The organism is Ligilactobacillus sp. MP3 (genome assembly GCF_024436335.1).
Lineage (GTDB): Bacteria > Bacillota > Bacilli > Lactobacillales > Lactobacillaceae > Ligilactobacillus > Ligilactobacillus salivarius.
The window spans coordinates 1-20,011 of the sequence record NZ_JANFQI010000003.1; the positions used below are offsets into that span (position 1 = coordinate 1).

At 32.8% G+C, this 20,011-nt stretch carries 19 protein-coding genes, 1 pseudogene and 1 other annotated feature; of the genes and pseudogenes, 15 read left to right on the forward strand and 5 right to left on the reverse strand.

Annotated features, from left to right (window positions below; all coding sequences use genetic code 11):
- Positions 1-107: 107 nt before the first annotated feature.
- Positions 108-875, reverse strand: coding sequence for a hypothetical protein (locus NOU10_RS02935; RefSeq protein ID WP_255905947.1), 768 nt, complete (start codon positions 873-875; stop codon positions 108-110).
- A 182-nt stretch (positions 876-1,057) separates the two neighbouring features.
- Between NOU10_RS02935 and NOU10_RS02940 the strand changes: the two genes are divergently transcribed.
- The 6 genes from NOU10_RS02940 to NOU10_RS02965 all read left to right on the forward strand — a co-directional run bounded on the left by NOU10_RS02940 (position 1,058) and on the right by NOU10_RS02965 (position 7,836).
- On the forward strand, positions 1,058-3,091 hold the full coding sequence (locus tag NOU10_RS02940) for a DHH family phosphoesterase (RefSeq protein ID WP_034983741.1): 2,034 nt from the start codon (positions 1,058-1,060) through the stop codon (positions 3,089-3,091).
- A gap of 13 nt (positions 3,092-3,104) precedes the next feature.
- Positions 3,105-3,554, forward strand: coding sequence for a 50S ribosomal protein L9 (gene rplI, locus NOU10_RS02945; RefSeq protein ID WP_003700898.1), 450 nt, complete (start codon positions 3,105-3,107; stop codon positions 3,552-3,554).
- 172 nt (positions 3,555-3,726) lie between these two features.
- Positions 3,727-5,118, forward strand: a complete 1,392-nt coding sequence (dnaB, locus tag NOU10_RS02950) for a replicative DNA helicase (RefSeq protein WP_034983739.1) — start codon at positions 3,727-3,729, stop codon at positions 5,116-5,118.
- 77 nt (positions 5,119-5,195) lie between these two features.
- On the forward strand, positions 5,196-5,768 hold the full coding sequence (locus NOU10_RS02955; RefSeq protein WP_255905949.1) for a flavodoxin: 573 nt from the start codon (positions 5,196-5,198) through the stop codon (positions 5,766-5,768).
- A 235-nt stretch (positions 5,769-6,003) separates the two neighbouring features.
- Positions 6,004-7,296 carry an adenylosuccinate synthase gene (locus tag NOU10_RS02960; RefSeq protein ID WP_255905950.1) on the forward strand — a complete coding sequence of 431 codons (1,293 nt, stop codon included), beginning with the start codon at positions 6,004-6,006 and terminating at the stop codon, positions 7,294-7,296.
- 417 nt (positions 7,297-7,713) lie between these two features.
- Entirely contained in the window at positions 7,714-7,836 is a 123-nt protein-coding gene (locus NOU10_RS02965; protein ID WP_003700904.1) for a hypothetical protein, read from the forward strand.
- 32 nt (positions 7,837-7,868) lie between these two features.
- On the opposite strand, the gene trxB is transcribed toward NOU10_RS02965, so the two are convergent.
- Together trxB and NOU10_RS02975 are read right to left on the reverse strand one after the other, a co-directional pair.
- Positions 7,869-8,804, reverse strand: coding sequence for a thioredoxin-disulfide reductase (trxB, locus tag NOU10_RS02970; RefSeq protein WP_255905951.1), 936 nt, complete (start codon positions 8,802-8,804; stop codon positions 7,869-7,871).
- A gap of 157 nt (positions 8,805-8,961) precedes the next feature.
- The gene (locus tag NOU10_RS02975) at positions 8,962-9,489 is read right to left on the reverse strand and encodes an acyl-CoA thioesterase (protein ID WP_161022932.1); all 528 of its coding nucleotides are present in this window, start codon (positions 9,487-9,489) and stop codon (positions 8,962-8,964) included.
- Between the two features lie 445 nt (positions 9,490-9,934).
- On the opposite strand from NOU10_RS02975, the gene NOU10_RS02980 reads away from it, so the two are divergent.
- The 6 genes from NOU10_RS02980 to NOU10_RS03005 all read left to right on the forward strand — a co-directional run bounded on the left by NOU10_RS02980 (position 9,935) and on the right by NOU10_RS03005 (position 15,526).
- Positions 9,935-10,219: a type II CAAX prenyl endopeptidase Rce1 family protein gene (locus tag NOU10_RS02980; protein ID WP_255905952.1), complete on the forward strand. Its 285-nt coding sequence runs from the start codon at positions 9,935-9,937 to the stop codon at positions 10,217-10,219.
- 26 nt (positions 10,220-10,245) lie between these two features.
- The gene (yaaA, locus tag NOU10_RS02985; protein WP_255905953.1) at positions 10,246-10,989 is read left to right on the forward strand and encodes a peroxide stress protein YaaA; all 744 of its coding nucleotides are present in this window, start codon (positions 10,246-10,248) and stop codon (positions 10,987-10,989) included.
- 72 nt (positions 10,990-11,061) lie between these two features.
- Positions 11,062-11,820: an NADPH-dependent oxidoreductase gene (locus NOU10_RS02990; RefSeq protein ID WP_255905954.1), complete on the forward strand. Its 759-nt coding sequence runs from the start codon at positions 11,062-11,064 to the stop codon at positions 11,818-11,820.
- A 378-nt stretch (positions 11,821-12,198) separates the two neighbouring features.
- The gene (locus tag NOU10_RS02995) at positions 12,199-13,332 is read left to right on the forward strand and encodes a 5-methyltetrahydropteroyltriglutamate--homocysteine S-methyltransferase (protein WP_255905955.1); all 1,134 of its coding nucleotides are present in this window, start codon (positions 12,199-12,201) and stop codon (positions 13,330-13,332) included.
- 31 nt (positions 13,333-13,363) lie between these two features.
- A complete protein-coding gene (locus tag NOU10_RS03000; protein WP_255905956.1) occupies positions 13,364-14,212 on the forward strand; it encodes a homoserine O-succinyltransferase in 849 nt (282 codons plus the stop codon).
- Between the two features lie 15 nt (positions 14,213-14,227).
- On the forward strand, positions 14,228-15,526 hold the full coding sequence (locus NOU10_RS03005; protein WP_255905957.1) for an O-acetylhomoserine aminocarboxypropyltransferase/cysteine synthase family protein: 1,299 nt from the start codon (positions 14,228-14,230) through the stop codon (positions 15,524-15,526).
- Between the two features lie 56 nt (positions 15,527-15,582).
- Here the strand turns inward: NOU10_RS03005 and NOU10_RS03010 are convergent.
- Positions 15,583-15,795, reverse strand: a pseudogene (locus NOU10_RS03010) (Zn-dependent alcohol dehydrogenase); the annotation flags it as partial.
- 82 nt (positions 15,796-15,877) lie between these two features.
- Here NOU10_RS03010 and NOU10_RS03015 point away from each other — a divergent pair.
- From NOU10_RS03015 to NOU10_RS03025, 3 genes are all read left to right on the forward strand, one after another.
- Complete coding sequence (locus NOU10_RS03015; RefSeq protein ID WP_370687293.1) at positions 15,878-15,979, forward strand: FMN-binding protein; 102 nt, start codon at positions 15,878-15,880, stop codon at positions 15,977-15,979.
- Positions 15,980-16,118: 139 nt separating this feature from the next.
- Positions 16,119-16,364, forward strand: a binding site (T-box leader).
- Between the two features lie 74 nt (positions 16,365-16,438).
- Positions 16,439-17,338 carry a proline iminopeptidase-family hydrolase gene (locus NOU10_RS03020; protein ID WP_034997610.1) on the forward strand — a complete coding sequence of 300 codons (900 nt, stop codon included), beginning with the start codon at positions 16,439-16,441 and terminating at the stop codon, positions 17,336-17,338.
- Between the two features lie 26 nt (positions 17,339-17,364).
- Positions 17,365-18,981 carry a peptide ABC transporter substrate-binding protein gene (locus NOU10_RS03025; protein WP_255905958.1) on the forward strand — a complete coding sequence of 539 codons (1,617 nt, stop codon included), beginning with the start codon at positions 17,365-17,367 and terminating at the stop codon, positions 18,979-18,981.
- A gap of 101 nt (positions 18,982-19,082) precedes the next feature.
- Here the strand turns inward: NOU10_RS03025 and cysK are convergent, their stop codons facing one another.
- On the reverse strand, positions 19,083-20,006 hold the full coding sequence (gene cysK, locus NOU10_RS03030) for a cysteine synthase A (protein ID WP_003705607.1): 924 nt from the start codon (positions 20,004-20,006) through the stop codon (positions 19,083-19,085).
- Positions 20,007-20,011: the final 5 nt, after the last annotated feature.

The window sequence follows — 20,011 nt, forward strand, 5'->3', positions numbered from 1 at the left end:
ATAAAAACTAAGGCTTTTTAATTTCTAAAAAATAGGCATAATTTTTTGAATATAAAAAGCACTAATGAATTTATTTTATCAATTCATTAGTGCTTTATTAATATATGTTATTGAGCAGTTTCACTAGTACCGGTTTGAGCAGATGAAGATGATGCTGAACTGTTGGAAGATCCACTATTAGAACCGTTGACCTTATTCTCGCCCTGTTCATTTTGGATTAATTGCTGTTGTAAATCCGGAGAAATGCCATCAGAAGAAGAGGTGGTTGAAGATACAACAGAAGAAGTAGTAGCACTATTTGTAGTATTTTCACTAGTTACTTCGGCAGTATCATCAGTACTATTATAAGGTACCTGAGTTCCAATATTTAATTGAATAGAACTAATGTCTAACTTGTGTGATGATAATAGTACTAATTTTCCTTGTAATTTTTTGCCAACTTTTAACTTATATCCATTTACAAGAACGTTATGCGCATAGTGATTAAGTTTTCCCGTTGAAGTAAATTTGCTGCCATCGTCAGTTGTAACAGATAATGGTGTTTTGGCTAAATTAATAGTTTCTTCGCCAACATTAGTAACACTATAAGTGATTGTAGTGCGATAGTAAGTATCCCCAAGAGATGACTTATATTTGAACTTTCTTTCGGCCTCTGTGTAGTTATTACGATCATTTTCAACTTTTCTAGTAGTAACAGTGCCTAAATGATATTTAAGTGATCCTACAGTATCTAGGGTTTGATTAATAGTATCAGTTGATGCTAGGCTTGAACTCACATGACTACTGCTAGATGAAGTTGTTTCCTGTTTATTATTGGAACATGCTCCTAGAAATAGCAATGATAATAACCCCATTAGAACATATCTTTTTTTCATTCTATTAATTATCCTTTCTGGTAATCTATATTATAATCAATAATTATTTTAACATATTTGAGTTAAAATGTTTCATGTGGAACAAGAATAGATTGAGGTAACGTGATAGTAGAAAATGTGTTAAAATAGTAAGTAGCTTTCATGAGAGGGCTATCAAAAATTTAGACTGTGAGGATGGAAAAGTGAAACGTTTGTTGGAAAAAGAATTTTGGCAGATACCAGAATTTTTAAGAAATAAACATTTGCGAATAATAGCAGTTTTCTTACTTATACTCTCCTTAGTCTGTGCAACGTTGGCATTTATTGTTAATGCCTGGTTAGGTATAATTGTCCTTCTGCTGATTTTATTGACAATAGGATTGTCTTTTATAACATTAAAACAAGTTATGCAAGATACCACACATTATATATCTGATTTATCGTATAAAATTAAGCGAAGTGAGCAAGAGGCATTGTTAAAAATGCCAATAGGAATTCTAATGCTCAATGATTTAGCAGAAGTTGTTTGGGTTAATCCAACTATGCAAAAGTTATTTGGGCAAGAAGAAATATTAGGTAAAAAGTTAACAGAGGCTGATGAAGAATTAGCTAAAGTGATCAATGATAATATGTCGAATAAAGATAGTGTTGAAATCAAATGGCAAGATAAAAGATTTAATATGTTAGTACAAAGTGATATTAACGTTGTTTATCTTTTAGATATTACACACTATGCTGAAATTCAGAAACAATATGATGATTCTCGCTTAGTTATCGGACAAATTTTTATTGATAACTATGATGAAGTTACCCAATCAATGAATGATACTAATATTTCCAATTTAAGTAATTATATAACGAATGAGTTATCATCATGGGCTAGTCAAATGGGAATGTTTCTAAAGATGATTGATGAAGATCATTATTTCGTTTTAGCATATACAAAATCATTAACACAGATGGAAAAAGAAAAATTCAAATTACTAGATCGTATTAGAGAAAGAACATCTAAGCAGAATTTTCCAGTTACTTTGAGTATAGGATTAGCCTATGGTGGTACTGATTTAGCTAAACTTTCTCGATTATCACAAAGTAATTTGGATTTAGCACTAGGACGAGGCGGAGATCAGGTAGTTGTAAGAGGAGTAGATGATTCTCAAGCTCGTTTTTATGGTGGTAAGACGAATCCAATGGAGAAGAGAACTCGTGTAAGAGCAAGAATGATTTCTCAAGCATTACAAGAATTAATGAGTCAATCAGATGATATTTTTGTAATGGGACATGCTAGACCAGATATGGATTCGATAGGAGCATGTTTGGGAATTAGACGGATTGCAAAGATGAATGGTAAGCAATGTTGGCTTGTGTTGGACACAGATAATTTGCATTCAGATATCCAAAGATTGCTAGATGAAATTGATAACTATCCAGATATCAAGGAAAGCATCATTTCTCCTGAAGAAGCTTTACAGAAAGCAACCAAGAAAAGCTTATTATTGATGCTAGACTTGTCTAAACCTTCAATTTCAATGAGTCCTGAATTATATGATCAACTCAAGAATCGAGTTATTATTATTGATCACCATCGTCGAGGTGAAGAATTCCCTGAAAATCCGATGTTGGTATATATTGAACCTTATGCTAGTTCTACATGTGAGTTAATAACAGAAATGTTTGAATATCAATCACGCTATAGTGATGATCCAATAAATAAATTAGAAGCAACAGCTATGCTGACGGGAATTATTATTGATACGAAGTCATTCTCATTAAGAACGGGAACTAGAACATTTGATGCTGCTAGTTATCTTCGTTCAGTAGGTGCTGACTCACAAATGTCGCAACATTTTATGAAAGAAAATGTACAAAGTTTCTTGCAACGAAATCATTTGATTGATAGAGTGGAATTTGTAGGGAATGGAAATGCTGTTGTAGTTGGTGAAAATGATCGTGCCTATGATCCGGTAACTGCTGCACAAGCTGCCGATTCTTTATTAACTGTTAGTGGGGTGCAAGCTTCGTATGTAGTGACTCACCGTTCTGAAGATATTATTGGGATTTCAGCTCGAAGTAATGGAGAGACTAATGTTCAAATTATTATGGAAAAAATGGGAGGCGGAGGACATTTATCTAATGCCGCTACTCAAATTGAAGATAGAGATATTTTGGATGTTAGAAAGCAACTACTTGATTTAATTGCACAAACAGAAGAAAATAATACAGAGGAAACTGATTAGGAGTGATTAGTAAATGAAGATTATTTTTACAGAAGATGTTCGAGGTAAAGGACGTCGTGGAGAAATTAAAGAACTTCCAGATGGCTATGCTAATTTCTTAATTAAGCAAAATAAAGCAAAGCAAGCTAATGCACAAGCAATGAGCCAATTAAAAGGTCAAAAACGTGCTGAAGCTAGAAAAGAAGCAGAAGAACTAGAAGAAGCTAAGAAGTTTAAAGAACTACTTGAGTCAGGTGAAAGAGTAGTAGAAATGAAAGCTAAGGCTGGAACTGATGGACGTTTATTTGGTTCAATTACTAGCAAACAAATTTCTCAAGAACTTGAAAAGCAATACGGTATGAAAATTGATAAGCGTAAAATGGAATTACGTGAACCAATTCGTACAATGGGATATGTAAATGTTCCTGTAAAACTTCACAATGAAGTAACAGCTAAAATAAGAGTTCATATTTCTGAAAAGTAAGAATTAAAATGATGAAAACATCCAATGGTAGATAGTATTATCTAGTATTGGATGTTTTTATATATTAGTCAAAAATAAAAAAGTTAACAAAAAGAATTACTTTTATTATGTAATTACATCTTAAAAAAGTTATAATTATAAAATGTAATATTGAACGGAAAGGAGCTTCTAAGTGAATAACGACATAATGACGGATAATTTACCACCACAAAATATAGAAGCTGAGCAAGCGGTCTTAGGTGCTATCTTCTTGAATACAGATGCTTTAGCAGATGCGATGGAATATGTGGAAGCTGATGATTTTTATCGAAGAGCACATCAAATTTTATTCCAAGCAATGGTAGATTTGAACAATGATGGTGAAGCAATCGATGTATTGACAGTACAAAACTATCTGACTACTAATAATCAATTAGATGACGTTGGTGGAGTTGCTTATATTGCAGAATTAGCAACATCAGTGCCAACAGCAGCTAATGCTGGATATTATGCTAAAATCGTTGAAGAAAAGTCTATGTTGCGTCGCTTAATTTCTACTGCAACAAATATTATAACGCAAGCAAATAACGGTGATGATGACGTACCATCTCTATTAGATTCAGCTGAACGGCAAATAATGGACGTTTCAGAACGAAGAAATCGTAGTGGGTTTAGAGAGATTAAAGATGTTTTAAATGAGACATTGAGTGATATTGATAGATTATCACAGCAAAGTGAAGATATTACAGGTTTACCAACTGGATATAGAGAATTTGATAAGATGACGGCAGGTTTACAGCCAGATAATTTGATTATTCTAGCTGCTCGTCCTGCTGTAGGTAAGACAGCTTTCGCCTTGAATATTGCTCAAAATGTTGCAACGTCTACGGATACAAGTGTTGCTATTTTTTCTCTTGAAATGAGTGCTGAGTCTTTAGTAAATCGAATGTTGTGTGCAGAAGGTTCAATAAATGCTAACCATTTACGTACAGGGCAACTAGATGAAGGAGAATGGCAAAATTTAATCGTTGCAATGGGGGCTTTATCAAATACCTCAATCTTTATTGATGACACTCCAGGAATTAAAATGGCTGAAATCAGAGCGAAATGTCGTCGACTAGCAAAAGAGAAGGGTAATTTAGGTTTGGTAGTTATCGATTATCTACAATTAATTGAAGGTAGTAATAAAGAAAGTCGCCAACAAGAAGTATCTGAAATTTCACGACAATTAAAGAAATTGGCTAAAGAATTAAGTGTGCCAATTCTAGCCTTATCCCAACTTTCACGTGGAGTAGAGCAAAGACAAGACAAACGTCCAGTTCTATCTGATATTCGAGAATCCGGTTCTATAGAGCAGGATGCGGATATAGTTGCTTTCTTATATCGTGATGATTACTATGAACGTGGTGAATCAAAATCAGAGGAAGATGGCGATGATCAAGATTCATTAAATCAAGATGTCGGTGAAGTTGAATTAATTATTGAAAAGAACCGTGCTGGAGCTAGAGGAACGGTTAAATTATTGTTTATTAAGTCCTACAATAAATTTTCAAATATTTCATATGCTCAAGAGCCACCAATGTAGTAAATATTATTCATAAAACTTTTCCTATGATAGAATATAATTATACAAATAATTATATATAGATAGGATTGATTAGAATGTTAATTTTAGGCATTTTAGTAGTAATAGTGATTATTGCTTTAATATGGCGATATTTTTCACACTTAGTAAACCCAACTGATACTAAGGTAGAAGGTGAGATCAATAATTCTTTAATACTATATTTCTCACCTGCTGGAAAAACTAAGCGCTTAGCCCATTTGGTTCAACAAGAAACTAATGCAGATATTATTGAAATCGAGAGTGTAAAAGAATATAGTGGCGATGATAAAGCACGTGCTTTTCGTGAATGGATAACAGGTGCTACACCAGAAGTGAAGAACAAGCTTGATAATATTGATAAGTATGATATTGTTTACTTGGCTTATCCTATCTGGTACGATACTGCTCCAATGATTATGAAGCAAGTTATTAAAAAGCATAATTTTAGTAATAAGTATGTAGTCCCTGTAGTATCGCTTAATAAGACTTCTCAAGGCAGTGGACGCAGTATACGTTTAATTAGGCATCACGCACCTCGAGCAAAGGTATTACCTCGTTTATTGTTACAAGACGATGGTAAAGATTTGCAACGAATACAAGAATATTTGAAGCAGATTAATATGAAATAATATAGATAAAAATACTCGATCTATTGTCGAGTATTTTTTATTTGTATATATGAGTATATAGTTAAAACCCGAATTTAATTGATGATGATTTGCTAAAAAGGTTTTATTAAAGTTAAAATATTCGGTTTTTACTTGAATATAATCGTTTTTCTTGTTACAATTATCGAGGTTGCGTTGATTTGATTGACGCAAAAGTTATGGTTATACATAAAATATAATTACGAGGTGGATTATAATGTCATCAGTAGTAGTCGTTGGTAGTCAATGGGGAGACGAAGGAAAGGGTAAGATTACAGACTTTCTTAGTCAAAACGCTGAAGTTATTGCACGTTACCAAGGTGGCGATAATGCAGGACATACAATTGCATTTGACGGAAAAACATATAAATTACGCTTGATTCCATCAGGTATTTTTTATTCTGATAAGATTAGTGTTATTGGTAATGGGGTAGTTTTAAATCCTAAATCCTTAGTTACAGAATTAAAGTACCTTCATAATAATGGAGTATCAACAGACAATCTTCGTATTTCAAATCGTGCTCATGTTATCTTACCATATCATATCATTTTAGATGGCTTACAAGAAGCTGCTAAAAAGGATAACAAGATTGGTACAACAAATAAAGGTATTGGACCAGCTTATATGGATAAGGCAGCTCGTGTAGGTATTCGTGTTGCAGATTTATTAGAAAAAGATACTTTTGAAGAAAAATTACGTACAAACCTTGAAGAAAAGAATCGTTTATTTGAAAAAATGTATGGTCATGAACCATTAAAATTCGAAGATATTTTTGAAGAATACTACGAATATGGACAAGTACTTAAAGATTATGTAACAGATACATCTGTTATTCTAAATGATGCATTAGACTCTGGTAAACGTGTCTTATTTGAAGGAGCACAAGGTGTAATGTTAGATATTGATCAAGGTACATATCCATTTGTTACATCTTCAAATCCAGTTGCTGGTGGAGTTACTATTGGTAGTGGTGTGGGACCAGCTAAAATTGATAAAGTTGTTGGTGCATGTAAAGCATATACTTCTCGTGTAGGTGACGGTCCATTCCCAACAGAATTACATGATGAAATTGGCGATCATATCCGTGAAGTAGGTCATGAATATGGTACAGTTACTAAACGTCCTCGTCGTATAGGTTGGTTTGACAGTGTTGTTATGCGCCACTCAAAACGTGTTTCAGGCTTAACTAATTTATGCTTAAACTGTGTTGATGTATTAACAGGTCTTGATGAAATTAAGATTTGTACAGCATACGAATTAAATGGTGAAAAAATCTATCATTATCCAGCAAGTTTAAAGGAATTATCTGCATGTAAACCCGTATATGAAACATTACCAGGTTGGAAAGAAGATATTACTAACTGCAAGACATTAGAAGATTTACCTGAAAATGCTCGTAACTATATTCACAGAATTCAAGATTTAGTAGGTGTAAAGGTATCTACATTCTCTGTAGGTCCAGATCGTGAACAAACAAATGTCTTAGATAACGTATGGGCACATATTTAATTTAGGATAAAGATATTAGAAGAAAAAGATGTAATAGGGGCTAATACAGCTTTTATTTCATCTTTTTATTTTTTATTGAATTATAAGTTTAAAATTATATAAAATTAGAAATAATTCTGTGAATAACACAAAGAAGTTAGAGTATACCTTTATATGAAGAATTCTTCAGTATTTGAATGGAAAGTTACATACTATAAAAATATGATTAAATTAAGGTATTTGCTTAGAAATACAAATAATTTTCTAAATTCATATTAAAATAATTTTTTTAAAGGCTAGGAAACCGATTAAATTAACGATAGGGCGGATATGTTTAAAATTAGAACAATATTAAGGCTTTATTTTTGTCTAAAATAGATATACAATAAAAAAGTACTAATTAACAAGAACGGATGTTTGTATATAGGAGGAAGAGTTATGGCAATGACAGAAGAGCGTTTGAGTTCAACTCAAAAGATAATTCAGCAGGTAATGAATGAGCGAAAGCTATCTTATAAAGAAGCTATCGCTTTCCTTCTAGAATATACAGAAAAAAGGTAGTGATTAAAAATCACTACCTTTTTTGTAATTCATTAATTTTTATCTTTCAAGCTTTCGATATAAGCAAATGCTTCTTGTCCTGCAATACCTGCATCGCCAACAGCTGTTGTAATCTGACGTAGGAACTTAGAACGAACATCACCAATAGCAAAAATACCTGGAACACTTGTTGCCATATGATCGTCAGTTACAATCCATCCCTTATCATCTGTAATGCCAAGTTTTTTGAATGGTTCACTCATTGGAACTGAGCCAACATAGATAAATACACCATTGGCTTCTATTTCACCATCTTCACCAGTCTTTTTATTATGAGTCTTTACACCTGTAACCTTTTTATCATCACCAACAATTTCAGTTACAATTGTATCCCATGTGAAGTGCATTTTATCATTAGCAAAAGCACGATCTTGTAAAATCTTTTGTGCACGTAACTCATCACGGCGATGAATTACATTAACAGAAGATGTTAATTTAGCAAGATACATACCTTCTTCAACGGCAGAATCGCCGCCACCAATAACTACAACGGGTTTATCACGGTAGAAAGCACCATCGCAGACAGCGCAGTAAGATACGCCACGACCACTATATTTTTCTTCACCAGGAACACCTAATTTGCGATATTGAGAACCTGTGGCAATAATAACAACGGGTGCTTCCAACTCGCCATCATCAGTCTTAACATGCTTAATGCCATTATCATCAACGGTAAGCTCTTCAACATTACCATAAACAAATTCGGCACCAAATTGTGTAGAACTTTGGAACATTTCTTCAGCTAAATCTGGACCTAAAATAGATTTAAAGCCAGGATAGTTTTCAATCTCAGCTGTGTTATTCATTTGACCGCCGTATACGCCACGATCAAGCATAGCTACTTTTAAATTAGCACGAGAGGCATATAAAGCAGCTGTCATACCACCAGGGCCAGCCCCAATCACAATTACATCGTATTTGTCAGACATTCAGTGATACCTTCTTTCTTTTTAATTATCTTAATTATCATATCACACTTATTAATAATTGAAGTAAAGTAAGTCTTGAAATGCCAATTTAATACTACTTACTTTTTACAAGTAATAATATAATACAAGATATTATATTTTGCAACATGTTTGTTTACTAATTCTTATCCCAAGGTAAATGTAAAGATATATGCTGATTTAATTCTTTTTGACGAGCGAATTTTTTAGTTTTTTCTAGTTTACGGTCTTTGTATCCAGCACAAATAATTTTTTCTTCTTCAGTTATAGGAGTAACTTGGGGTAGAATGATTTGTTTATCTGGTACAACAAAAGTTAAAAATGCCGTTAATCCTAAAAATCTTTCGCCAGTGGTTAAATGTTCACCGATAATTTTCGCAAAAACTTCAATTGAGCGGGAGCCAACGCCACTAACGTATGATTCGATACATAAGGAATCATTAAGGATAAATGGTGCTAAAAAATTAAGTTCATCAACTGATGCTGTAACATTGCTAGCTCTAGCAAGACGAATAGCGGAAATAGAGGCAGTGCCATCTAACATTTCTAAGAGTCTACCACCGTATACGGTTTCATGTTCGTTTAAATCACTAGCTAAAACGCGATGGCTAGTAATAGCTAGAGTTTGTCTACATGTTAAATTTTTCAAGTATAACAACCCTTTCATAAAAATTACACATATAATTATAACAGTTAATGATTGAAATTAGATTATTAAGAATAAAAATGATAGATTTAAAATAGATAGTGGAAAGGAATGAAACTATGGAAAAGAAGACATTTGTAATTCCAGTAGGGTTAGTGGGGCTATATGCAGTGTTACTGGTTATTAGTGGAAGAAGAATAGTTCAGCTATTAAGTTTAAATTTACTCTTAACTTTTTAAGAGACATATAATATTGGCTATAGTTTTAGCAATTATTATAATCTTAATTTTTATAGGTAATGTAAAAAATCTTCCACTGGCATTATATAGTACCATTATAAGCAGGAATAGTTGAAGAGGTAATTTGTTACAGCATTATTAGTAAATATATTTATAATGGCTTAAACAAAATAAAGGAAAAAAGAAGAATATGGATAAGTGTGATTTTTTCAAGCCTAGCATTTTGAATGTTACATTTTATCAATCTGTTTAGGCAAGGACTACTACCTACTATTAATCAAGTTATAGCGGCTGCAGCAATAGGGATGCTTTTTGGGGTAATATATTTAGTATATAAAAATTTATTTGGAACGATTTTTATTCATTTTTTGAATGATTTTTGGATTATTGTAGTAGCAGATACAATTACTGAGCAAGATTCAGGTACTATAGCGATGATTATTTCTTCAGTGCTATATTGGATAATATTAGGATTTATTGCATGGCGAATTATCAAGAAAAAAGTAGCATAGAATAATGTAGAAGGGAAATAACCTAAATGAAAATAATAATTTCTCCAGCTAAGAAAATGGTAGAAGATACGGACAGCTTTGATATTAGTAAATTACCAATATTTAAAGACAAAGCAGAAGTGTTATTAACATGGTTAAAGAGTAAAAACTATGATGAATTAAAAAATATTTGGAAATGTAATGATAAAATTGCCAAACTTAACTATGATAGAGTTCAAGATATGAATTTAGATGAGAACTTAACACCAGCAGTTATGGCATATTCAGGGATTCAATATCAAGCGATGGGACCACAAGTTTTTACGCAAGAAGCACTACAAAGAGCAGCAAAAGATTTATATATCATATCAGGATTTTATGGAATTTTAGGAGCGATGGATGGTATTACGCCATATAGATTAGAAATGCAGGCAAAAGTAGATATTAATGATCAACATACTCTATATCAATTTTGGGGTGACAGTATATATCAAGAATTATATAGAGATAATGAATTAGTAGTAAATTTAGCTTCTAAAGAGTATTCTAAAGCCATTGAGAGATATCTAAAGCCTCAAGATAAATTCATCATTTGTTCGTTTAAAAAGGAAAAGAATGGTAAATATGTACAACAGGCAACAGCTGCTAAGCAAGCACGTGGTGATATGGTAAGGTATATTTTAGAAAATAATATTAAAGAAATTGATGGAATAAAGAACTTTTCAGTAAATGGATATCAATATGAACCTCAATTTTCAACTGATACTGAATTAGTGTTCATTAAAAACTAAGTGCGTTTCACGTGAAACAAAGTATAAGTGTGTTACACTATACTTATAAATAGTTAGCAAAGGGTGGACTTTATGATTGAAAATGAAACAATTAAACATCAACTAAATCATCGTGCAATTAGGGCTTTTAAAGATCAAACTTTGTCAGAAGAACAATTAACGACTTTATATGAAGTAGCTAGACATACAGCTACTAGTATGTTTATGCAACAATTTAGCATCTTACATATTACTGATGAGGAGAAACGTAAACAAATTAGAGAAATAACAGGTCAAAAATACGTAGGAGCTAACGGTGATTTATTTATTTTTGTCATTGATTTATATCGAAATAAACAAATTCGCAAACAAATGGGAAATGATGATGGGCGCTTGCATACAATGGATATTTTCTTTCAAGCATTTCAAGATACAATGTTAGCAGTCCAAAATGTAATTAATGCTGCTGAGAGTATGGGACTTGGAATAGTACCTTTAGGAACGGTTAATGATGATCCTAAAGCAATGTTAAAAGTATTAGATTTACCAGAACTCACATACCCAGCTTTAGGCTTACAAGTTGGTGTACCAGATCAAGAACCACAATTAAAGCCAAGACTTCCACTAGAATTTACAACTTTTGAAAATGAATATCCACGTGATTTTGAAGTTAGTGAGCTGAAAGATTACGATGAAATAGTACAAACGTACTATGATTTACGTGATGCTAATCGAAGAATTGATTCATTTACTAATCAAATTAATGGAAAAAAATTGAATACACATCAAAATAAACGTGATGACATTGTAGAAGCTATTCATAGTCAGGAGTTAGCACTAGATTTTAATTAATTTATAATTTAGGGTTGACAGCAGATAATAGAAAAGATATTATTATGGCATAATAATTAGAAATAGCTAAGAAAAGATGAGTAATTAATGTGAGTATCACTAAAGAGAGTCGTGAATGGTGAGATGCGATGTGTTGAAAGCTTAATGAAGATGGTCTTGGAGCTAGATTATCTGTGAGCCATGGCAAGCAGATAACAGGGGTCGCCTGTTATAGCGAACGAGTATAGCTTGTATAGTGTACTTAGTGAGGATATTACTGTGAGGTAGTATCGAATAACGGGTGGTAACACGTGAATAAGATGATGACACGTCCCTAGAACAACATTTGTTGTTCTAGGGACTTTTTTATTTTTATACGAAAGAAAGTAGGAAAAAATTATGACAAAGACGATTAAAGATTTAGCACATTATGATATTGTAGGAAGTTTTTTAAGACCTGAAGAATTAAAAAAAGCACGCAAAGATTTTTCAGAGAGAAAGATTTCTCAAGATGAATTAAAGAAAATTGAAGATAGACTAATCGATGAGTTGGTGGAAAAAGAAAAAGAAGTGGGGCTAAAGGCTGTGACAGATGGAGAATTTAATCGAGGCTGGTGGCACATTGACTTTCTAGAAAATTTAGATGGAGTAGAAGGATATGTTCCACAAACAGGATATAATCAACAATTTAAAGGGACTGATGCACCTGCTTATAATGTTCGAGTAGTAGGGAAAGTAAAATTTAATCCTGATCATCCATTTTTGAAGAATTTTTCTTATCTTAAAGAAGTTGCAGATAAAAGAAATCTCATAGCTAAAGCTACAATTCCTAGTCCAACAATGTTATATCGTCAGGAAATTTTAGCTAACGATGGTTCTTCAAAATTGAAAGAAATTTATCCCAACGTAGAAGAATTCTATGCGGACTTATCGCAAACTTATACTGATGCAATTAAAGCTTTTTATGATTTAGGTTGTCGATATCTACAATTTGATGATACAAATTGGGCGTTTTTAGTTGATAAAAATAAACGTGAATCTTTATTAGAAAAAGGTATTGATCCCAAAGAAGCAACAAAAATTAGTAAAGAAATTATCAATAGTGCATTAGCGAATAAGCCTGATGATTTAATAATTACAACTCATGTATGTCGTGGAAACCATGCATCTTCTTGGCTATTTTCAGGTGGATATGAAGCTGTTGCAGAAGATTTATTTTCCACAGACTATGATGGATATTTCTTAGAATTTGACGATGCACGTTCGGGTAACTTTGAACCATTGAGATTTGTTCCGACTGGTAAAAGAGTGGTATTAGGACTAGTAACTAGTAAAAAATCTGAATTAGAGGACAAAGATGAATTGAAACAAAAAATTCAGGAAGCAACTAAATATGTTGATTTAGATAATTTAGCATTAAGTACACAGTGTGGATTTGCCTCAACGGAAGAAGGAAACAAGCTTACAGAAAAAGATCAAGAAAACAAACTGAAATTAGTAATCGAAACTGCTAAGGAAGTTTGGGGAGATTAAAAGAATTTTTTACCAAAAGAAGGTGAGGATGATGGCAGTACAAGCTGTAAATGGAATAGCTTTAGCACAAAAACAATGGAAGAATAAACTGAACGATAAGCAAAGTTTAGAAATATTAATTGTAAATTTAATGCCAACCAAGAAAACAACAGAATTACAATTTTTAAAGTTATTGGAAAAAACAAAAATTAATTGTAGAGTGACTTTTGCATATCCTGATAGTCATCATTTTCATCATGGTAATAGTGAGATTATAAAGAAACATTATCTGCCCTTAAGCAAGGTTTTACAGCAAAACTTTGATGGACTAATAGTTACAGGGGCACCAGTAGAACATCTGGATTTCACAGAAGTAGACTATTGGGATGATTTTCAAAAGTTGGTTGAATGGAGTAGACAAACAAAAATTTATACGATTTTTGAATGTTGGGCTAGTCAAGCAGCTTTGAAAGTAAAATTTGATATTGATAAGTCACCTTTAGTTTCTAAATTATTTGGAGTTTATCAAGCAGAAAAAATAAACATGAATAGTTCCTTTTTATTAGGTTTTGGAAGTGGGGGACCAATTCGAATGCCACAGTCTCGACATACTAAATTAATCTTACCAGCAAAATTACCTGATGAGTTGCAGGTATTAGCTAAGAGTCAGGAAGTAGAAGCGTTTTTATTAGCGACTACAGATCAAAAGAATTTGTTTATTACTGGTCATCCAGAATATGATACAAGAACGTTAGATAGAGAATATCGACGGGATTCAGAAAAGGGAAAACCAATTATTAAACCTAACAATTACTATCGAAATAATCAGATAGTTAATCAGTGGGTTCAAAGTAGTGTCAAACTATATACGAACTGGTTAAACCTAATTCATACAACTTAGAAAAGAGGAATAATTATGACAATTCAAGATCAAACAAAAGCGACAGATAGATTCGAAACTTTACAAGTATATGCTGGACAAACAATTGATGAGACAGGATCAAGAGCAGTGCCTATTTACCAAACAACATCGTATGTTTTTAAGAATGCACAGGAAGCAGCGGATAGATTTGCTTTGAGAGATGCAGGAAATATTTATACTAGGTTAACAAATCCTACCACTGATGTGGTTGATAAAAGAGTGGCAGCGTTGGAAAAAGGAAGTGCAGGTATAACATTAGCAACTGGATCAGCAGCTATTACATATGCGATATTGAATATTGCAGGACAAGGTGATGAAATTGTTGCTGCTAGCACACTTTATGGTGGTACTTATAACTTATTTAGTATTACTTTAAAACGATTAGGGATTAAAACAAATTTCGTAAATCCTGATAATCCTGCAAACTTTGAAGCAGCAATTAATGATAAGACTAAGGCAATTTACGTAGAGAGTATTGGAAATCCCGGAATTAATTTAGTTGATTTTGAAGAGATTGGGAAAATTGCTCATAAATACGGTATTCTCTTTATTGTTGATAATACTTTTGGAACACCATACTTAGTACGACCACTTGAACATGGAGCAGATATTGTCGTGCATTCTGCTACAAAATTTATCGGCGGTCATGGAACAACCATGGGTGGAGTAATTGTTGAAAAGGGAGATTTTGATTATGAAGCTAGCGGACGTTATCCTGATTTCACAGAACCTAATCAACAATATGAAGGATTGAAATTTGCAGATATTAAAGGTGCAGCTTTCACTACTAAGGTACGAGCTGAAATTGGTCGTGATACTGGTGCTTCAATTAGTCCTTTCAACTCATTTTTACTACTACAAGGTTTAGAAACATTATCCTTACGAGTAGAACGTCATGTTGAAAATACAAGAAAACTAATTTCATTCTTGAAGTCTCGTCCAGAAGTAGCATGGATCAATTATCCAGGGTTAGAAGACAGCCCATACTATGATTTGGCACAGAAATATTTCCCTAAGGGTGTAGGCTCAATCTTTACTTTAGGGTTAAAGGGTGGTAAAGAAGATGGTAAGAAATTAATTGAAAAATTACGACTATTTTCTCTATTGGCAAATGTTGCGGATGCTAAATCTTTAATTATCCATCCAGCTTCAACAACACATGCACAACTAAGCGATGAAGAATTGAAAGCAGCTGGAGTAACGCCAGAATTGTTAAGAATTTCAGTTGGAATTGAAAATGCAGATGATTTAATTGATGACTTTGCTCAAGCTTTGGATAAATTGAAAAATTAAAAATATAAGTTATAAAAAGTGCTGGTAATCATGTAATTACCAGTATTTTTTTATGATTAATCGATGACTAACAGTGATTTAATAGTCTTACGATCTGCCATATCTTTATAAGCTTGATTAATTTCATCAAGACTATAACTATGAGTAAATACTTTCTCGGGGTTAATTTGACCATCTAAAACAGCTTTAAGCAAAATTTCTTTATCGTAAGTAGTAACCGAAGCAGGGCCACCAGTTAAAGTTATATTATGATAGAATGTAGTAGTAGGTTGAGTGAAGTGTCTTTTTAATTAGTATCATTTGATATGATTTGTTTAAAAAGACTAGAAAATTATTAATCTGCCAAAAGAAATGATTAGTAAGAATACTTACGATGTTGATAGCATTTCAGGGGCATCAGCAACAAGTAGAGCTTTAAAAGAAGCTGTAAAAGATGTGATGAATAAAATTTAATTGAAAAAATTGAAGTCCAAAAAATAGTGAAGCAATACGATTTTTTGGACTTTTTATTAGATTAAGATAATAAAAAAATGAATAAATGAAGTTGACAGATTATAAAAAAGTGTTAATATGATGACAACGAATAGAGAGATTAATAGCAATGACAAGGACAGTAGTAAATTTTTACGCTTAAAGAGAGTTTTCGGTTGGTGTAAGAAAATAGTATGGAAGTTTACGAATATCACCTTAGAGCTGGAAATGCGAAGAGTGTTTTTAGGTTGTACCCTTTAACGTACTAGCGTATCGCTTAGAGAAGTCTAGGCCGCACGTGAAAAGAGATGTTGATTAATTTTTGTTGATCAATAAAAATAGGTGGTACCGCGGAAACGCCCTATAGAAGTAATTAAACTTCTATAGGGCGTTTTTAATTGCTTAATAATTTTCTCAATAAAATTATGAGGTGAATTACTAATGAAACAAGGAACAAAACTTTTAGAACTAGATAATGGATATCATCTATTTACTCGAAAGGAAGGGGAAGGTCCCGTTAAGATGTTATGCGTGCATGGTGGTCCTGGAGGAAATCATGAAGAATTTGAAAATTTTGCTCAAAATTTAAATGATAAGGGTGTAGAAGTTTATACCTACGATCAATTGGGTTCGTTTTATTCAGATCAGCCAGACTTTTCTTTGGAAGAAAATAAACATTATTTAACGCTTGATTATTATTTGGAAGAACTAGAAGAAGTTAGAAAAAAATTGGGATTAGATAATTTTTATTTAGTTGGCCATTCATGGGGCGGACTTCTAGCACAAGAATATGCTTTAAAATACGGAGAACATTTAAAAGGCTTAGTTGTTTTCAGTATGATTGATAATATTGAAGAATATACAACTCATATCAACAAGTTAAGAGAAGAAATGTTTAATAGTTTAGAAGTTCAATATATGAAAGATGTTGAAGAAGCTGAAAATTTTGATGATCCAATGTATCAAGAATTGTTGAAAAAGCTCTATGCTAAATATGTTACTAGACATCCAAAAGTTTCACATATGGTCAATACAATGGCAACAGATGTATACAATTATTTCCAGGGAAATAATGAATTTGTGATGGTAGGAACTTTGAATGGTTGGAGTGTACGAGATAAGTTAGCAAATGTAAAAGTACCTACTTTATTGACATTTGGTGAATTTGACACAATGCCATTAGATGTAGCTAGAAGAATGCAAGATACTTTACCAAACTCTAGATTGGTATTAACTCCGGACGGTGGACATTGCCACAATGAAGATAATCCAGAAGCATTCTTCAAGAGCTTATACAAGTTTGTATCAGAAGTAGAAGACGGAACATTTGGAAAAGAATAGTGACGATTAAGGGAGAAGATGAGAATATGAAATTCAAGAAAGTATTGCGATTAGTTCCAGTTGTTTTAGCAGGCACATTCTTACTAGCATCGTGTTCAGGAAAGAATAGTTCAAAGGACACATTAAAGTTAATGCAAACAGCTGAAGTTCAATCGTTGGATAACTCTAATGTAGCAACTTTGCCTCAATGGAATGTGCTAGTTCAGTCAATGGAAGGTCTATATAGAATGGACAAAAATGGTAAGCCAGTAGCAGCGATGGCTACAAAAGTTGTAAAACCAACTAACAATGGAAAGACTTATACCTTCCATATCAAAAAAGATGCTAAGTGGTCTGATGGTTCTAAAGTTACAGCTCAAGACTTTGTAACTTCATGGAGAAGATCAGCAAGTCCATCAGCTAAATCAGGATATAACTACATATTTACTGGAATCAAAAATGCTACTAAAGTTTCAAGTGGTGAATTGCCAGCTTCTGACTTAGGTGTAAAAGCATTAAATGACACTACACTTCAAGTTCAGTTAGAGTATCCAATGCCTTACTTTAGTCAAATGATGGTAATGCCAGCTTTCTTCCCACAAAGTACAAAATACGTTAACAAAGAAGGAAAAAGATATGGTACTTCAAGTACAAGATTAGTATATAACGGACCATTTAAGGTAACAGGTTGGACCGGTACTAATGAAAGTTGGGATTTAACACGTAATAAGTACTACTATGATAAGAAAGATGTTCATTTGAAGAAAATCTCTATGCAAGTAGTTAAAGATTCAAATACTGCTCATCAATTGTTCCAAGATAATAAGTTAGATGATGCATTAGTTACAGGAACTACAGCTCAAGGTTTGCAGAAAGATAAAGATCTGAAGCATGTATACAGAGCAGGAACATATTATTTAAGATTAAATCTACAAAACAATAAAGCTTTCCAAAATCAAAAATTAAGACAAGCTTTGTATTTAGTTCTAAATAGAAAACAATTAGCCAATAAAGTACTAAGCGATGGATCAACAGCAGGTGATACATATGTTGCTCCTAGATTAGCTAAAGATCCTACTACAAACAAAGACTTTGCAACAGAAATGAAACCTTCTACAACTTATGATTTGAAAAAAGGTCAAGAATTATGGAATGAAGGTTTGAAAGAACTTAACAAGAAGAAAGTAACATTGACACTTGTTACAGATGATCAAACAATTTCTAAAAATGTAGGTCAATTTGTTCAATCACAAGTTGAAACAAAATTAAAAGGTGCAGAAGTAAATGTAGTATCTGTTCCTGACAAGAGTGCTAATGATAAAGTAAGTAACGGTAATTTTGATATGAATTATACTTTGTGGTTAGCTGATTTTGCAGATCCAATCAGTGATTTCGATGTATTATCTAAGACTAATCCACAAAATTATGGTAAATATGCTAGCGAGTACTACAACAAGCAATTGGAATTAGCTAAGCAAAATGGTACTGATACTAATAAGTATTGGGAAAATATGAGAAACATGCAAAAACAATTAAATGATGATATGCCAGTAGTACCATTGTACACAATGACAGAAAGTCACTTAGTAAATAGCAACTTAAAGGGTGTTATGTGGCATTCAGTAGGTGAAACAGACTACACAAGAGCATATTTCGGTAAGTAATAAATAAAGATTGAGATTTAGATCTCTAAACTAAAATAATCGCTAAAGATTAACGTTTTAATTACGTAATCTTTAGCGATTATTATTTTTTGTATTATATTTTATTGATATAAAGCGGTAGAAAGATAACGTTCACCATTGTCAGGAGCAACTGTAATAACTTTCTTACCCTTACCTAATTTTTTAGCCAATTCAATGGCACCATGAATGTTAGCACCGGCAGAGATACCAGGTAGGAAACCTTCTTTTTTGGCAACTTCACGTGCAGTTTCAAATGCTTCATCACTTGAAACTTCTACAACATCATCATAAATTTCACGATCTAAAGTATCAGGGATAAAGCCAGCAGAGATACCTTGAATTTTGTGCGCACCTTTTTTGCCTTCTTTGAGTAGTGGGGATTCAGAAGGTTCAAGAGCATATACTTTTACGTCTGAAGAAGCCTTCTTTAAAGCACGACCGATTCCAGTTAAAGTACCACCAGTACCTACACCAGCAACAAAAGCGTCTGGTAAATTATCGCTACCAAAAGCAGCAACAATTTCTTTACCAGTTGTAAGTTCATGAATTTCAGGGTTAGCTAAGTTCTTAAATTGCATAGGCATGAAGTAACCCTTAGTTTGAACTAATTCTTCAGCTTTAGCAATGGAACCTGCCATACCTTCAGAACCTGGTGTGAGAATAAGTTCAGTTCCATAAGCACGCATCAATTTTTTACGTTCGTCACTCATAGTTTCAGGCATAGTAATAATTAAATGATAGCCTTTAGCAGAAGCTACTGCAGATAAACCAACACCAGTATTACCAGAAGTTGGTTCAACAATAGTATCACCTGGTTTTAAAATGCCATCTTTTTCAGCTTTTTCAATCATTGCTAAAGCAATTCGATCTTTAACTGAACCTGCAGGATTAAAGAATTCAAGTTTTACATAAACATCAGCAGCATCTTCAGGTACAACATGATTTAATTTCACGATAGGTGTATTTCCAATAGTATCTAAGATAGAATTATAAATTTTTGACATAGGGA

Bases quoted from the DNA above. Each gene is read 5' to 3' on its own strand.
- NOU10_RS02965 (WP_003700904.1), top strand. From the start codon at position 7,714: ATGGCAATGACAGAAGAGCGTTTGAGTTCAACTCAAAAGATAATTCAG.
- NOU10_RS03025 (WP_255905958.1), top strand. From the start codon at position 17,365: ATGAAATTCAAGAAAGTATTGCGATTAGTTCCAGTTGTTTTAGCAGGC.
- NOU10_RS03005 (WP_255905957.1), top strand. From the start codon at position 14,228: ATGACAATTCAAGATCAAACAAAAGCGACAGATAGATTCGAAACTTTA.
- NOU10_RS03000 (WP_255905956.1), top strand. From the start codon at position 13,364: ATGGCAGTACAAGCTGTAAATGGAATAGCTTTAGCACAAAAACAATGG.
- NOU10_RS02935 (WP_255905947.1), bottom strand. From the start codon at position 875: ATGAAAAAAAGATATGTTCTAATGGGGTTATTATCATTGCTATTTCTA.
- rplI (WP_003700898.1), top strand. From the start codon at position 3,105: ATGAAGATTATTTTTACAGAAGATGTTCGAGGTAAAGGACGTCGTGGA.
- NOU10_RS03015 (WP_370687293.1), top strand. From the start codon at position 15,878: ATGATTAGTAAGAATACTTACGATGTTGATAGCATTTCAGGGGCATCA.
- NOU10_RS02995 (WP_255905955.1), top strand. From the start codon at position 12,199: ATGACAAAGACGATTAAAGATTTAGCACATTATGATATTGTAGGAAGT.
- NOU10_RS02990 (WP_255905954.1), top strand. From the start codon at position 11,062: ATGATTGAAAATGAAACAATTAAACATCAACTAAATCATCGTGCAATT.
- NOU10_RS02960 (WP_255905950.1), top strand. From the start codon at position 6,004: ATGTCATCAGTAGTAGTCGTTGGTAGTCAATGGGGAGACGAAGGAAAG.
- yaaA (WP_255905953.1), top strand. From the start codon at position 10,246: ATGAAAATAATAATTTCTCCAGCTAAGAAAATGGTAGAAGATACGGAC.
- NOU10_RS02975 (WP_161022932.1), bottom strand. From the start codon at position 9,489: ATGAAAGGGTTGTTATACTTGAAAAATTTAACATGTAGACAAACTCTA.
- NOU10_RS02980 (WP_255905952.1), top strand. From the start codon at position 9,935: ATGTTACATTTTATCAATCTGTTTAGGCAAGGACTACTACCTACTATT.
- NOU10_RS02955 (WP_255905949.1), top strand. From the start codon at position 5,196: ATGTTAATTTTAGGCATTTTAGTAGTAATAGTGATTATTGCTTTAATA.
- trxB (WP_255905951.1), bottom strand. From the start codon at position 8,804: ATGTCTGACAAATACGATGTAATTGTGATTGGGGCTGGCCCTGGTGGT.
- NOU10_RS03020 (WP_034997610.1), top strand. From the start codon at position 16,439: ATGAAACAAGGAACAAAACTTTTAGAACTAGATAATGGATATCATCTA.
- cysK (WP_003705607.1), bottom strand. From the start codon at position 20,006: ATGTCAAAAATTTATAATTCTATCTTAGATACTATTGGAAATACACCT.